This window comes from Aestuariivivens sediminis, from assembly GCF_022662105.1.
Classification (GTDB): Bacteria; Bacteroidota; Bacteroidia; order Flavobacteriales; family Flavobacteriaceae; genus Aestuariivivens; species Aestuariivivens sediminis.
In genome coordinates this window covers 125,854-142,362 of sequence record NZ_JAKMCP010000003.1, presented here as the reverse complement: position 1 = coordinate 142,362, position 16,509 = coordinate 125,854, and the positions used below count along the sequence as shown (strand labels likewise).

12 protein-coding genes are annotated in these 16,509 nt (G+C 36.9%); 8 read left to right on the top strand and 4 right to left on the bottom strand.

Annotated elements, in window-relative coordinates; all coding sequences use genetic code 11:
* The first annotated feature begins 3 nt into the window (after nt 1-3).
* From MR054_RS08620 to MR054_RS08610, 3 genes are all read left to right on the top strand, one after another.
* Complete coding sequence (locus tag MR054_RS08620; RefSeq protein ID WP_242157499.1) at nt 4-1,536, top strand: T9SS type A sorting domain-containing protein; 1,533 nt, start codon at nt 4-6, stop codon at nt 1,534-1,536.
* Nucleotides 1,537-1,749: 213 nt separating this feature from the next.
* Complete coding sequence (locus tag MR054_RS08615; RefSeq protein ID WP_242157498.1) at nt 1,750-3,282, top strand: T9SS type A sorting domain-containing protein; 1,533 nt, start codon at nt 1,750-1,752, stop codon at nt 3,280-3,282.
* A gap of 338 nt (nt 3,283-3,620) precedes the next feature.
* Nucleotides 3,621-4,889 (top strand): T9SS type B sorting domain-containing protein, encoded by a 1,269-nt coding sequence (locus MR054_RS08610; protein WP_242157497.1) that lies wholly within the window; start codon nt 3,621-3,623, stop codon nt 4,887-4,889.
* Nucleotides 4,890-5,760: 871 nt separating this feature from the next.
* Here MR054_RS08610 and rpsU read toward each other — a convergent pair.
* The 4 genes from rpsU to MR054_RS08590 all read right to left on the bottom strand — a co-directional run bounded on the left by rpsU (nt 5,761) and on the right by MR054_RS08590 (nt 8,446).
* Nucleotides 5,761-5,955: a 30S ribosomal protein S21 gene (gene rpsU, locus MR054_RS08605; RefSeq protein WP_242084824.1), complete on the bottom strand. Its 195-nt coding sequence runs from the start codon at nt 5,953-5,955 to the stop codon at nt 5,761-5,763.
* A 58-nt stretch (nt 5,956-6,013) separates the two neighbouring features.
* Nucleotides 6,014-6,208 carry a cold-shock protein gene (locus MR054_RS08600; protein ID WP_242084822.1) on the bottom strand — a complete coding sequence of 65 codons (195 nt, stop codon included), beginning with the start codon at nt 6,206-6,208 and terminating at the stop codon, nt 6,014-6,016.
* Between the two features lie 337 nt (nt 6,209-6,545).
* On the bottom strand, nt 6,546-7,346 hold the full coding sequence (locus tag MR054_RS08595) for a sulfite exporter TauE/SafE family protein (protein WP_242084821.1): 801 nt from the start codon (nt 7,344-7,346) through the stop codon (nt 6,546-6,548).
* Nucleotides 7,347-7,681: 335 nt separating this feature from the next.
* Nucleotides 7,682-8,446 (bottom strand): XRE family transcriptional regulator, encoded by a 765-nt coding sequence (locus tag MR054_RS08590; RefSeq protein ID WP_242084820.1) that lies wholly within the window; start codon nt 8,444-8,446, stop codon nt 7,682-7,684.
* A gap of 52 nt (nt 8,447-8,498) precedes the next feature.
* Here MR054_RS08590 and MR054_RS08585 point away from each other — a divergent pair, with 52 nt between their 5' ends.
* The 5 genes from MR054_RS08585 (at nt 8,499) to MR054_RS08565 (ending at nt 16,393) form a co-directional block, all read left to right on the top strand.
* Nucleotides 8,499-11,474 (top strand): DNA polymerase III subunit alpha, encoded by a 2,976-nt coding sequence (locus MR054_RS08585; protein WP_242157496.1) that lies wholly within the window; start codon nt 8,499-8,501, stop codon nt 11,472-11,474.
* Nucleotides 11,471-12,688: a DNA polymerase IV gene (gene dinB / locus MR054_RS08580; protein WP_242157495.1), complete on the top strand. Its 1,218-nt coding sequence runs from the start codon at nt 11,471-11,473 to the stop codon at nt 12,686-12,688. The genes MR054_RS08585 and dinB overlap by 4 nt, the downstream gene beginning before the upstream one ends.
* Before the next feature lie 121 nt (nt 12,689-12,809).
* The gene (locus tag MR054_RS08575; protein ID WP_242157494.1) at nt 12,810-13,541 is read left to right on the top strand and encodes an SOS response-associated peptidase; all 732 of its coding nucleotides are present in this window, start codon (nt 12,810-12,812) and stop codon (nt 13,539-13,541) included.
* A gap of 821 nt (nt 13,542-14,362) precedes the next feature.
* Nucleotides 14,363-14,770, top strand: a complete 408-nt coding sequence (locus tag MR054_RS08570) for a hypothetical protein (RefSeq protein WP_338081515.1) — start codon at nt 14,363-14,365, stop codon at nt 14,768-14,770.
* Between the two features lie 291 nt (nt 14,771-15,061).
* Entirely contained in the window at nt 15,062-16,393 is a 1,332-nt protein-coding gene (locus tag MR054_RS08565) for a hypothetical protein (RefSeq protein ID WP_242157492.1), read from the top strand.
* Nucleotides 16,394-16,509 lie beyond the last annotated feature (116 nt).

Genomic DNA, 16,509 nt, shown 5'->3' with positions numbered 1-16,509 from the left:
ATTATGATTCAGAAAATTACTTTATTATTATTCGCGGTTTTTGCTCTATCAATTTCAGCACAAACAGTTTCAATACAAGGCGGTAGTTCTTATATGACCATTCAAGAAGCAATTGATGCTTCAAGTGATAATGACGTTATTTTAATTTCAGGTACATGGACCGAAGCAATTACTGTTTCTAATAAAAGCATTACATTAAGAGGTACGGATCCAAACACAGATATTATTCGAGCAGCAGCTTCACCAGCATCCGATGGTAGCGGCAACAGAGTTGTTTCTTTAAGCGCTTCTTCAACGGACCCGGATCCACTGCCAGTTTTAAATATAACAATTGAAAATTTGGGTATTAAAAATGGTAATGATGCCGGTAACGGTGGTGGTATCTTTGCTGATAAAATTACAGGATCCTTAACCTTATCAAACCTTATCATAGAAGACAATTATGCTTCAGGCAATGGTGGTGGCATTGGGCTTGCCGGTTCTATAGCTACTATTACGGATTGTACAATTCAGAATAATCTAGCTAGTACAGATGGTGGCGCCATACTCGCAGCCCCAAATAATGCTACTGGGATTAATAGTGTTATCGATATAAAGCAATCTCTCATTGATAGCAATACAGGAAGAAATGGGGGAGCTATTTATATCAATGGAAATAACAATTTTGGAAATGACTATTTAATAGATGTTAATATTGAGAATAGTACGGTTTCTAATAACTCGGCCACAAGTGCTTCAGGTGGTAACGGGGGAGGTGCTATTTTTTCTGCAGCAAGACCTTGGACTTCCAATACTGCTGTTGGGAATATTACCTTAAAATTAGTTCATGCCACAATTTATAATAATTCTCATGAAGCTTTAAATAAATCTGGTCTTCAGTTCGGTTCAGCTGCACTAACCAATTTCAGCGCCTATAATTCGATTATTGTGAGTTTTGGGGATGATGTTGCGACAAAAGCCTTAAACTTTGCTAACACTAATACAACAGATGTTGTGAACTGTATTCTTGGGGGACTCAATGCAGTCCCAACTCTTGTAGATGACGTAAATAAAAACAATCTTAAAGGTAGGACAGCTAACGAATCTGGTTTAGATACGGCTTCTGGTTTACAAAGCTTAGGTGGCAATACTCAGGTTTATGCAATTTTAGATAAGTCTGGATTTGGGGCTCTAACTGCTGATGACTATTGTACGGCCGTCACAGGTATATCACTTCCAGCTGTAGATCAACGCGGGTATACAAGAGAGGGGGTAGTAGATGCCGGTGCATTTGAACTAGGGGCTACTTTATCAACAGCTGATATAACACTTGGAGATAATGAAATGAGGGTATATCCAAATCCTGCTAGGGAATGGGTTAATATTAGCAGTCAAAACAAAATAAATTCTGTTAAGATATATTCTATTCTTGGAAGCTTGGAGAAAGAAGTTTATAACTCAAACAAGTTCTCTATTTCCGATTTATCCAGTGGCATGCACGTCATGGTTATTAAAACAGATAACCAAAGCCTTGTTAAACGTTTAATGGTGGAATAGATTAATAGCGGGCTTTCCTTGAATAATAAATTGTTTAAGGAAAGCCAATTTTTAAAATGGAAGTCATTCTATTTCTCTCCCCAAATTTCTTAAAAAAATTAATGCTTTAGATACTAACCTATCTTAAAGATTAGATATTTCTAGCACTAGATAAAGACTAAAACAATACAACCTACGGATTAAAAACAATGTAAATTATTAAATAATTGAGTCATGAAACAGATTATTACACTTTTATTCCTGGCAGTATTTACGGTTGTAGGTTCTGCACAAATAATTATTGAGGGCGACCCTTATGGAAACAATCCATATGCCTCAATAGCTGATGCCCTTACCGATTCGACTAACCCAGCTGATGTTATTTTGATAACAGGGGCAATTACAGAATCCGTTACAATCAACCAAAGTATCACACTAAGGGGTACAGATCCTACGATAGATATCATACAAGCCGCAGGTTCTGCCTCAGCTGATGGTACCGGACCCAGGGTAATTACTATTAACGGCAATGCACAAAATCTTAATGTCATTATGGAAAATCTTGGGATAAGATATGGGAATTTTATGGATAACGGTGGTGGTATTAACATTGATAAAGTTACCGGATCGGTTACTTTGAACAATTTAATGATTGTGGATAATTTTGCTGCCAAAAATGGTGGTGGAATTGGGATTGCAGGCTCCAATGTCGACATAATAAATTGCACAATCCAAAATAATAGCTGTGGAAACGGAGATGGAGGAGGTCTGATTGTGGCTCCAAATAACGGTGCAAGTGTGGATAATGTAATAAATGTAAAACAATCGCTAATTGATAGTAATTCATCTAATAATGGTGGCGGAATTTATATTAATGGCAACAACGGATTTGGTGATCAGTACAGAATAGAATGCAATATTGAAAATTCAACAATTTCAAATAATATAGCTAGCAGTGGCAGTGGAGGTGCAGGCGGCGGTGGAATTTGGGCAAAGGCAGCTGACTACATTGGCACTGATGGGAATGGCGGTGCCAACACGAGCTTGCAATTAGTTCACGCAACATTATATAACAACGACCACAGTGGCACGGCTGTTAAAAATGGTATTCAATTCACTTCGGCAGGAACTGAAGATACTAATTTCCAAGCATTTAATTCTATAATTGTTACGGCAGATGTACTTTCAGAAAAAGTGTTAAACTTTGCTAATTCTAATACAATAGAGGTCATAAATTGTATCCTTGGAGGATTGCAAAGCCCCAATACTGGATTCTTAGACAATGCTTCCAGAAATAATCAAAGAGGTAAAACGGCTACCTATGCAGGTTTGACCGGGACCTTGACTGATGCAGGTGGAAGCACTCTAGTGATTCCTATTACAGAAAGCAGTACGGGAGACGATTATTGTACGGCAGCTACAGGCATTGCTATTCCCACTACAGACCAACGTGGTTATTCCCGTGAAGGGATTCAAGATGCCGGGGCATTTGAGTTTGGAGGGACGTTATCTGTTGAAAGTGAAGTCTTAAAAGTCAATACCCTAAAAATTTTCCCTAATCCCGTAAAGTCCACATTACATATAAGTAGTTTGAATACGATTATTCGTGCATTTATATATGATATGACAGGGAAACGTGTATACCAATCTCAAACTATATATAATAACAGTTTGAATGTCTCCCATTTAAAAGTAGGACTATATATCTTAAAGGTTGAAGATGTAGATCATAACTGGAGTTCTTCTAAATTAGTTGTTTCCAGATAGAATAGATAAACCCGATTGATAGGCGCGAACAGCAGTGCCTCTATGTTTTAGGCAAGAGGCATGGTTGTTTAATCTAAAGTAGTTTTTGATGATACGAATAAAATAGAGGGATGATTATTATTGCTATAATTTCCATATTGTTAATTATAAACTTACTCTTGCTACGATTTAGCTGTAACCGATTGACGAAGGTTTCTTCCAGAGAATCCAAAAGAATTCCGTCGTCCATGGTAAATAGAGTCAATCCATTAGCTAATAATAGGGACAAGTTCTTCGAAATAAAATTACCATTTGAAAATCGAAGAAAGTCGTCTTGAAATTAATTCTGCCTCAAATGTATGACGTCAGTACGGTACATAGCAATATTTATAATATTTATCGTTTATCATTCATCTGTTCAATCGCAAGAAGGTAGTGGGAAATTCTGTATTGATGCTGAGCCATTATGTGGGTCAGGTCTTTTCTTCTATCCCAATACTTCAGGATTTAATTTAGCCGAAAATGGTCCGGATTATGGATGTTTATTTCTTGCACTAAACCCTGCCTGGTTTTATTTTCAGATTGATCAGCCAGGAGATATTCAATTACAAATTGAACAAAGCACGGTTCTCGGGAATATACCAGATTTAGATGTAGATTTTATTTTGTTTGGGCCATTTACTGATCCGAGATCGCCCTGTATTTCAGATTTGAATGCAGATAAAATAAAGGACTGTAGTTTTGAAGTAGATTTTGTTGAGTATGTTAATTTAGCCAATACCATCGCTGGGGAATATTATTTATTATTGATAACCAATTTCTCATTGGATTCCGGATTTATAACTGTTACGCAAACTGCAGGTGAAGCGACCACCAATTGTATTTTGGTTGAAGAACCAATAGTAATGGAAAGCCAGGCTTGTACTGATGTAATCCAAACCTTGAATGCCTCAACCGCAAATGCTACGCATTATCAATGGTATCAAGAAGATGATGAAGGAAACTTTATAGAAATTTATAGTGAAGGAACAGCCTTTTTAGATGTTTCTCATGAGGGAATTTATAAAGCGGAAGCCCGAAACACATCTAACGTTGTCATTGAACATTATCAATTCAATTTTAGCTTCTTGGATTCCTCACCTTTGGAAATAAATGCCGAAGTTGTTTCTAATACTTTTATTGAAGAAAATAACATTGAGGTCACAATTCTTGATGATTCCAATGATATCTATGACTATAGTATCGATGATGGACCATGGCAACAGGAATCAATTTTCAATAATGTCTCGATGGGAGAACATCAAATAAGTGTCATGAATTCTACTGGCTGTAGAATTGGAAGTACAAGAATAACTGTCATGGATTATCCGCTTTATTTTACACCAAATGGCGATGGCTTCAACGATACTTGGGCTATAACCGGGCAAGATGATCTACAAGCAACCGTTGCTATTTTCGATCGCTATGGTAAATTAATCAAACAGATTCTTCCAAATTCTTCTGGTTGGGATGGTACTTATAACGGTACCCAAATGCCCACAAGCGATTATTGGTTTATAGTAAGCTACATTGAGCCAAGGGATGGTTTAAGGAAACAGTTTCAGGCACATTTTACGTTAAAAAGATAAAAATAGTTAATTTAATAAATTCTTAGAAAAGAATGGGTTCAATCAAAATGTAGGGTAGCCGTATCAGTACTGATTAATTCCTGGACCCAATCGTTAGTCAGCTTTCATATGGACTAACCAAATGGCTTTTTGGTCGTCTTATGGTAGGTCATTTCTGCTATTTGCATCATCTATATTTTGCCTATTAAAGACTTGTAATAATGAGGTAACTTCAGATATTGCATCGGGAGGTAATCCATTCAGTACAAAAAAAGTGGTTTAATTCTATTTTAGAAATTATGGCTTCAATTCAAAGGATATATGATGCCTTTTTAAAGTGCATTACGAGATTCTTATAACTATTCATTACATGAGAAAAACCAGTCGCGACCATATCCGCTAGATGCTTCACCACCATCACTGGGATTTACTGTGATTTCAATACACGCATTGGTATTACTTTGTCTAATCTCTGTGAGTCTTTCAAATTCCTCACAGGTAATTTGTATTTTAGTTGAAGCGCTGTTATCACAAGAACTTAATAAATTGACAAACCTGCAATCATTACAAACCTATCCGAAAAAGGCCCCACCATCATTAGATTTTCAATTCAATAAAAGAGTTAAAGCCATAAATGAAAAAAGCATGCTTTTCACAGGAAAAATTTAAGATTACAGAAGCGCTAAAATAATAAAAAATAAACGACATCAAAGGAAGTGGTGGCCTCCGTCTGACTTAATACAGATCCTGTTGGAAAGGAATTATTATTGTAGGAGTATGGAAACAGTTATCATTTCGGAATATGCCAATGACAATAAAAGAGCCCATTAAACGAGTTACTCAAAGCGATGTTATGTCACTATCTTTAGGAGTAGGAGGGTAACCGTATCGTTCAAATTTCTTGAGAACGCTGGTAATCTTCTTTATATTTGGCTTTCGCAATTTCTTCTCTTCTCCTGGTGGATTTTTTTTTGAAAAATTTATTGCTTTTTATTTGTTGTAATTGTTTCGTGTTTCTGACTTTTCGCTTGTATGATTTTAAGGCGCGTTCAATTTTCTCGCCAGGTTTGATAGGTATTATGAGCATGTTTGTTTGATTATCTTAAAGTAAGTGTTAATTAAATTGTAACTGCTTTATAGATAAGTCAATCAATTAATTTAACATTAATGGCGTTCAAACCCTTTGAGCTTTGCTCAACATCAAAAACTACCTTGTCATTTTCATTAATTCTGTCAATCAATCCGGATTCATGCACAAAGATGTCCTGACTATCGTCAGATGATGCAATAAATCCAAATCCTCGAGTTCTGTTAAAGAACTTAACTGTACCTTCTTTCATAATTATAAAATTTTAAATATTAATTAATGTCATACCCATGCGCAATCATAAAGAGGTGTTGAATGACTCAGGATAAACGAGCATGAAACCCCTTCAATAACGGTGTGGGTTTGTTTAGCAATAAAAATTAAGATAGAAAAGAGTTAAATGGAAGTATAAAAATTTTGCTAAATAATATAGTTTCGCTAATAAATACAAAGAACTGGATTTAAATTGGAATAATCTAATCCTACCGGCATTAATTAGTAAAGTAAGGACGAAGGTTGAGCTGGGTATGATTGTTTTTTATACCGATGACTATTTCTCTTACTGTGTTTTTGAGGCATGTAAAATAGTATTAGATGAAAATCTCTTTATAAAGAATGGTAAAGGATACGAATAAAATCATCCATCCAAACGATTTTTTAAGCTTTACTCCCTTAATGTAGGAAGAAAGGGAGCTGCCAAAGAAGATGCCAATGGTTGAGATGGCCGTAAAAAGCAGAAGAAAAGTCCAGTTAATTTCTGTATTTCCGAGATCACCCAAAAACCCGACCAGGGATTTTATGGCAATGATAAATAATGTGGTGGCCACAGCTTTTTTCATTTGTATTTTTAGTAATAAAACTAACGTGGGTATAATTAGGAAACCACCCCCAATACCAATAACACCTGTTATGAGACCAATACCTATTCCCGCAAAAATTATTAAGGGGTAATTATAGGGATTTGACATGGGATCTGTGGATAATAATGTCTTTTTCCTAATCATGGAAGTGGCCGAAAATATCATGATTACTGCAAAAAACACCATGATTACCATGTCCTTAGTAATTATAAAATCATTTACAGAGATGATTTCCATAGGAATCATTGGCATGATGAATTTACGAACCATATAAACAGCCAAGAATGCCGGGATAGCGAAAACAAAGGCCACTCTGTAATCTATGAGACCTTTATTCCAATTGTTTAGGGTTCCTATGGAAGAAGAGGTGCCAACCACAAATAGGGAGTAAGCGGTAGTGGTTATAGGGTTAAGATGAAACAGATAGGTTAAAACGGGAACGGTAATTATGGAACCGCCACCGCCCATTAATCCTAATACTATTCCAACAATCAGTGCTCCTATATATCCAATAATGTCTAGAATTTCCATGAGTTTTTAGTGATTTTGATGATTTATGACTATGATATGTTCAGTAAAGTTCAAATGGAATGCCAAACCATATAAAATACTGTAAATCAAATAAATAGAGTTAAATTTTATAAAAAATACAGTAACGATATTTCGTGTATTCATGATATTTCATAAATGATTCACGAAATATCATGAGTTTTAAAAGAAGACTAATGAGTACTAACTAAGGCGCTATTTAAGGGTGGGATAAAATATAAATACAATGACTGTTAGGACCTGTGATTTTCTCCAGTTCATGCAACTTTTACAGGATTATGCCAATAGTATCAACCCGTGGTTTACAATGAGAGATATTATGTTTTAGGTTTGTTAAACACTTCCAGTTCTACTTTTAGGTCGTTCAACATTTTAATAATACTACTGTACCTTAGGTCATGGGCATCGTACTCTTTAGTATTTATGCTACAGGTAAACTCCCAGAGCTCCAATACATCGCCTTTGGAAACCTCATACGCTTCATAATTAGGATTGTCCGGTTTCAATACCAATGATTTCTCTTTATTAAAAACCCGTTTATACGTCATCCCGTCCTCACGGGTAAGTATAATGTATGTGCTCCCATTCTTTACATCCTCAAAGCGTTCTACATATTTGGCAACCACAAAAGAACCATCTTTTAGGGGCAACATGGAATCTCCCTTAATTGGGAATGCCCTGTGTTTGCCTGTGGGGATAAACGGTAACTTCATTTTGGCAAGTTGCTCAATATATTCAGGGTCATCATAACCGGATAAATAGCCTGCTGTGGAAGTCACAGGAACGACCTCGATGAGATTTTCATTATCCTCATCGACCATGATTGGAAACAACACCCGCTTATTCGCTATTTCTATAAAGGAAATATCTTTTGTTTTTCTAAGGTCAACTTTTATCAAGGTGTCAATCGGAATTTTGATATAATCGGAAAGCTCTATCAGCCTTTCAATGGAAGGCTTTGTCCGACCAGACTCAAATGCCATAACCATAGACCTTGACCATTTTAACTCATCTGCAAAGTATTCTTGGGTATACCCCTTTCTTTCCCTGATGTAGCGTGTATTTGATGCAATAAAATTCATAATGTTTCAAAATTAAACAATAATTGTTTAAAAATGAAACTAATTTTGTAATATGATTTTAAATGGGCATACCTATTTTAGTTTACGGTACGGCACGATACAGCCGGAGGAACTACTCGATCTTGCAAAAAAAGGGGGATACCATAGCTTTGCAGTAACGGATGTTAACAATACCTCAGCGTGTTTGGACTACATGAGGCTTGCCCCTAAGTACCATATCAATCCAATGATTGGTGTTGATTTTAGAAATGGGGCTAAGCAAGAATTTGTCCTTTTGGCCAAGACCAATGTAGGTTTTCAAAATATCAATGAGTATCTATCTTCTTTTTTACACTTAGAGCAGTTTACAATACCCACAAAAGCCAAATTAATGGATGAGGTTTATACGATATATCCCTTCCAAAAATATGATGGCAATCCCCTGTCAAGAAATGAATACTGGGGTGTAAGACATGCCGATTTAAACACCTTAACCTTTTTACGCTACCATGGCGATAGGAGCAAGTTGGTCCTCTTGCATACCACTACCTTTAAAGATAAAAAGGGATACAACACCCACAGGCTGCTCAGGGCTATCGATAACAATACCCTTTTAAGCAAATTGCCTTCATGTGAAGTTGCCCCCGAAACGGATAGATTCATGCCAAAAGGTGATCTCGTTTCAAAGTTTAAGGAGCATTCCTATCTTATATCCAATACTGAAGCATTGATTAAAGCCTGTAAGGTAACTTTTGATTTTAGTCAGCAAACACCCAACAACCAGGAGGCATATACAGGTAATAAGGCATTAGACTATAGGTTTTTAAGGAAACTAACCTATGAGGGGATAAAGTACCGCTATGAAAAAGTAACCGATGCAATTCTTGACCGTATCGACAAGGAATTGAAAATTATAAAGCAGAAAGAATTCGTCTCTTATTTTCTGATCAACTGGAAAATTCTCAAATACGCCAGGAGTAAGGGGTACTTCTATGTTGGTCGTGGTAGTGGAGCCAATAGTATTATAGCATATTTACTTAGAATTACAGATGTTGACCCCATTGAACTTGATTTGTATTTTGAACGCTTCATTAACCTCTATCGTACCAATCCTCCGGATTTTGATATTGATTTTTCATGGCGGGATAGAGATGACGTTACTGCGTTTATTTTTAGGAGATTCAAACATACGGCATTAATTACTGTCTATAATACATTTAAGTACAAGGCATCGGTTAGGGAACTTGGTAAGGTATTTGGACTGCCAAAATCTGAAATAGACACGCTTTCTTCAGGCCATTATAATTTCCGATCGTTAGATAAGCTTTCCCAACTCGTTATTACCTACAGTCAATTAATCGAGGGGTTTCCTAACTATTTGGGCATACATGCCGGGGGTATTATTATTTCAGAACAACCCATACACTATTATACTGCTACGTTTATGCCCCCTAAAGGATTTTCAACAACTCAGTTCGATATGGTAGTAGCAGAAGATATAGGGTTGTATAAGTTTGATATACTAAGTCAGAGGGGCCTTGGAAAGATTAAGGAGGCTGTGGAAGTAGTCCGCTATAACAATCCGGATAAACCCCCAATAGACATACATGATATCAAAAGATTTAAACAGGATAAAAGGATTAAATACCTTCTTAAAAATGCCAAGGCTATAGGTTGTTTTTATGTGGAGTCCCCGGCCATGAGAATGCTCTTAAAAAAGTTAAGGGTGGATAACTATCTTGGATTGGTGGCTGCCAGCTCTGTAATCCGTCCGGGGGTTTCCAAATCCGGTATGATGAAGGAATATATTTTGAGATATCGCTATCCCGAACGACGAAAGGAGGCACACCCTGTACTGTTGAGCATTATGCCCGATACGTTTGGGGTAATGGTCTATCAAGAAGACGTTATTAAAGTAGCTCATTACTTTGGGGGATTAAATCTTGGTGAGGCCGATATGTTAAGGCGTGGTATGTCCGGCAAATTCAGATCGAGGGACGAATTCTTAAAAGTAAAGGAACAGTTCTTTAACAACTGTGAACATGGTGGAAAGGATCCGGCTTTAACCCATGAGATTTGGAGACAAATAGAAAGCTTTGCGGGGTATGCTTTTGCCAAAGGACATTCGGCATCCTATGCCGTGGAGAGTTACCAAAGTCTTTTCCTAAAAGCCTATCATCCTTTGGAATATATGGTGGCGACCATTAACAATTTTGGGGGCTTTTACAGTACCGAATTGTACATCCATGAGGCTAGGATGCATGGTGGCATTATTGAAGCACCTTGTATCAACAGGAGTTTTAAACATACCGTTATTTATGGGAAACACATTGTTATCGGCTTTATGTTTTTACAGTCCTTTGAGTCCAAAACCATATCTAATATAGTCGATGAAAGAACTAGAAATGGTAAATATGAATCCCTTGATGATTTTATTGAACGGGTCCCTATTTCCATGGAACAGATGACTATACTTATTAAAATCAATGCATTTAGATTTACAGGAATACACAAAAGGGAATTATTGTGGGAGGCCTACATGAAGATCAATAAGGTAATTTGTGAGAGGCATACCATGACCTTGTTTAGGACAGAACGAATGAGCTACAAAACACCGGAGTTGCCTTCGACAATCTTAGAGGATGCTTTTGATGAAATGGAGTTGTTGGGCTATCCGCTTTGCCATCCTTTTAAACTGCTTTTAAACCCTCTTGAGTCCCATGTAAAAGCCAGAGAGCTAAGGAATTATAGTAATAAGACGGTACGTACTACGGGGTATTTGGTTACCACTAAAAGAACCTCTACGTCCAATGGTAAACGGATGTATTTCGGGACCTTTTTGGATATTGAAGGTAATTTTTTGGATACGGTACATTTCCCCCCTGTTGCGACGAAACATCCCTTTCGAGGTAAAGGGGTTTACAGTATAATTGGTAAGGTGCTTGAAGAATTTGACTGTGTGACCATAGAGGTTAGTGAGATGTATCGATTACCAATTATTGAAGACCCTAGATATTCTGATAAGCCCTTTAAATCCATGGTTATATGAACCAAGACCGAGCCATTGTTCACATGGATTTGGACACCTTTTTTGTATCCTGCGAGCGCTTATTGGATAGGAAGCTAATCGGTAAACCAGTTCTTATTGGCGGTACGACCGATAGGGGTGTGGTTGCTTCTTGTAGTTATGAGGCCAGAACATTTGGAGTACACTCTGCAATGCCCATGCGAATGGCCAGGATGTTATGTCCAGAAGCTATTATTTTAAGGGGTAATTCCGGGATATATTCTAAGTTTTCCAATATGGTAACCGAGATCATAAAGGAAGGTGTTCCTCTTTATGAAAAATCGTCCATAGATGAATTTTATATAGATCTTACAGGTATGGACAAATTTTTTGGCTGCCATCAGCTGGCTACAGAGCTAAGAGCAAGAATTATTAAAGAAACCGGATTACCGATATCCTTTGGGTTATCATTGAACAAGACCGTATCGAAAGTGGCTACGGGAGAGGCGAAGCCAAACAATCAAATACAGATATTAAAGGGTGCCGAAAAGCACTTTTTAGCGCCCCTGTCGATCAGGAAGATCCCCATGGTAGGAGACGTAACCTTTAAATCGCTTTGCGATTTGGGTATTAAACACATTCATACGGTGCAAAAAATGCCTATGGAAATGATGTATAAGGTGTTAGGTAAAAACGGATTAAGCATTTGGAAAAAGGCCAATGGTATTGATGATAGCCCTGTGGTGCCATACCGTGAAAGACAATCGATTTCTACAGAACGAACATTCGACAGGGACACTACCGATGTTAAGAAATTAGAGGGCATTATAATGGCCATGGCAGAAAATCTGATTTATCAATTACGTAGGGGTAATAAATTAACGGCTTGCATTACTTTTAAAATCCGATATTCCGATTTTAACACGTATACCATCCAAAAAAGGATACCTTATAGCTCTGCCGATCATAAAATCATTCCCGTGGTCATGTCTCTTTACAAAAAGCTATATCAAAGACGGTTATTGGTTCGGCTTATAGGGGTGAAGTTTAGCCATTTGGTTGAGGGGGGGTATCAGATTGATCTTTTTGAGGATGATGAAAAAATTATAAATCTCTATCAGGCTATGGATAAAATGCGGGAACGGTATGGCGATAGGGCAGTTATTAAAGCTAGTGGTATGCATGCCAAAAGCATTAGCAGATGGAATCCGTTTAATGGAGAACCCCCACCATTATTGGCTAATAGGCGAATTTAGGTGGTCGAACACCCCCATTCTAGAACCCATTCAATAGTCATGGGCTATGGTTTACAGATAGTGCTAACAATAAATCCCAAAACGGATGGTCATTTTATTTTAAAATTGATTACATTCGGTTATGTGTTATTCCAAGGCCTTACGTAAAACAAAAGAACAAGTCATCTCGAGGTTACGAGCCGAATTGAGCCTGGATTTTACCATTACTTTGGAGTATACACCCTATTACCATCTTAATGGTTTTACGCATGGCAATATCTACATTATACCTATGGATAATCCAGAAGCGATTTATCCTGCTGCCTGGGGCTTGGTACCGGATTGGGGGCTCCATGATCCAGAGGCTTTTTGGAAGAAAAGCAATACCTTAAATGCACGCTGTGAAAGCATCTTTGAAAAAACCTCCTATAAACACAGTGCCGAAGATAAACGGTGCCTGGTCTTATGTGATGGCTTTTTCGAACCCCATCATGAAAACGGTGTGGCCATACCGTATTTCTGTTATCAACCCACCAGAACATTTCCGGAAGGCGATTTGTTTGTCATGGCCGGACTGTACAATAAATGGGATGATAACTTATATTCCGCAACCATATTGACCACCGAAGCCAATGCTTTTTTTGCCGAAGTGCACAACCAAAAGAAACGAATGCCTTTGGTGTTGGCCTATGACCTTTACGAGGATTGGTTGGACGATGGGCTTAATCCGTCCCAGATAAATGAATTAATGGCATTTGGTTTTACCCAAAGAGACTTTAAGGCGCATCCCGTGAGTCGGGATCTCTATAAGCGAGGAGTGGACACCAATCACCCTAATAGTGTGTTACCTGTTTCAAAGGACACTTTATTTTGAATATATGCTAATGGGTCTTTATGGATGTAGAAAAATAGTAACTGGTAGGTAACTTTTTTAATTACGAAGTTCGTCATGGCCTATTTTATTCAACAAGACTAGCCATTTTATAGCTTTTTCACTGATAATCCGTTGAACGTATTTCATATAGTACATTTGTGAAGTGCTCTCGGTTTGGTATTAAACACCTGTATTATCCGGCTTAATGACTACAAAACGGATATGTATCCATGCTTGTGTTTGGAGATAAACATGGTGATCCGGGTTGCGGTGAGGTTTTCTTTTAAATTACAGGACTACTATTTAAATAACGGGATGACGATACAAGATAAGCTCAAAACGTAGGAATTAAATAAGCGATAGTCTTAAGTTATGGTTCATCTTTTCACAAAACTAAAAAAAATCAATTCAGGTGTTAAGGTAATTTGGGATGATTTGGAAGCAGACCAGAACGTGACCTAAGTCCTTGCATTAGCATGTGGCCTTTATAATAATTCAATTGGAATAAAACCTTGTCATCCCAGTATAGTGCTATGTTGTAAGAATTATAATTCAGACTCCCAGAGGGTTTGGGTAATCCATTAAAATATTCAACTTTAATAGGGCATTTCATCTAACATGTTTTGAATATCTCAACGTATTAATTTGTAGTGAATTAGCGTTTTACAACTAAAAAAACAAGAAGGAATATTCGTCAATAAGTCATAAAAAAATAGATAAAATACCAAATAATTCGATAAAATGTATTATGTTTGTTCGAAAGTATTACTAAAATCTACGATATGCGAACAAAATTTATTTTTTTAACGTTATGTTTTTTCTTGGCAACCGGTCTAGGTTTTGCCCAAAAGAATAAGGGAGAAAAGAGTATTATTCAGGAAGGAGTAGCCATAAAAAAATACCATAATAAACCTGAGTTGGAGCGCCTTCAAAAAGGTCAGTTGTTAGGTCTTTATGTTGAACGTATTGAAAGCCTGGTGAGGTTATTGCCTTATATTGCTTTCGCAACCAAGCCAGGTGTAACCATGTCTACTTTAGGTATTCCAAGCGATAAAGAAAACTATAAGAGTTTAGACAGGCAATTCGAAGCTACCGATAACTTTTTAGAGTCCAACGCCGAGTTTCAGGAACGTATTCTACCGTATTCTGATACCGACAACTTAATTTCTGCTATATTATTCTACGAGGAAACCTTAAAGTCCCTTCATGAATACGCCGAATTCCATTAAAATCTATGGAATAATTTAAAAAACGCCTTAAAGCTAATGGTATCCATTAGCTTTTTTTATGGGCTTTAATTTGAATATAATTTCAGGATTTGGTGGAATTAAAGGTTTTTTTAACATAATTTTAAGAAAAACAGACAAAATTACCTTTATCCGATAAATGATGTATTTCATCGATAAAAGTGATTAATTATTATTCAAATAATGCATTTAATCGTAAAAAATTGCATTACATGGATATTTTTTATATGTTTGGCCTTAAAGTAGTGATTAATCTTTTAAAAGCCCTAAAACATGAAAAAATCTACTAAAATAATCTTTTTGCTTTTTGTGGTATTTGGAGTTTCTGGAACTATATCCGGACAACAAGAAAAAGGAATAGTAGGCATAGACAATTGGTTAAACAATTGGACACAATTCAGACCCAATCAAGAATATTATGGTGAACCTACTCAAATACTAACTGGTCGTATTACCGAAGACACCAAACTTCATAAACGATATACCTATTTATTATTAGGGAGTGTGTTTGTTGCTAATCAGGCTACATTAACCATTGAACCGGGAACAGTTATTATTGGTGATTATAAAACTAATGGATCATTGACCATAGCTAAAGGTTCTAAAATTATGGCTAAAGGCCTGGAAACCGATCCCATTATTTTTACCTCTAGCAAAAGTGTAAAGCGTGCCGGTGATTGGGGAGGCATTATGATTCTTGGTGACGCACCTACGAATAAATTCGGTAACGGGTCAGTTTCAGCTTATCTGGAACAACTCGATCCGGCCAACTACGGAAATACCAATTATGGTGGTGAAAATATTGAAGCAAGCTCTGGTATATTGCGTTATGTACGTATTGAATATGCCGGGAAACGAACCAAATCCGCCGGTTATTTTAATGGGTTGCTGTTAGCCGGTGTGGGTAAAAAGACCGAAATCAGTCATGTTATGGTAAGTTTTGCTGCCGGTGATGCCTTTAAGGTCTTGGGCGGAGCCGTAAGTATAGATAGGGCAGTGTCTTATAAATCTAATGGTAATGATTTTAAATTTAATTATGGTGCCCAGTGCGAATTAACCAATTCCCTGGCAGTTCGTTCCCCATACATATCCAGTAGTGAGGGATCGAGATGTGTTAAAGTGATGTCTTATGAAGAACCAGGGGAAGTTGATTTGTCTAAAAAGGGAACTTCCTTAACCGCTAAAAACTTAACCTTGCTTAATGATAGCGAAGATTTAAAGAATGACATTAGTATGGGCTTGGTAAGGGCAGGGGTATACGTGGGGCATTTTACGTCCCTGGATATGGAAAAGACCGTGATTTCCGGTTTTAATCCGGCCGTTATTTTCGACAGTAAGGTGCATATTAATCAAGAGAATTTAGAAAAGATTAAATTTTCCGAGATGTATTTTAACAACTGCAATGGAAATATTTTTGTTGAAAACAATGCTAATAATGACGACCTGGAAAATTGGTATGGTAATAGTGCCTTTTTCAATGTGTACTCCAAAAGTCCCAATGCAGAAACATTTATTGATATTAGAAATGAGAGACGACCGGATTTCAGATTGAAAATAAACAAAATTATAGCTACCAATAACGACCCGGATCTCATCGATGATTAAGACGTATTTGAGATTATATTTAACTATGAATGGATATGACTCTTCACAAATAATCTAAATGAAGCAACTATGAATTGAGGCTCTATAAATTGTGGCATTCTGTTTGAAATGAAGCT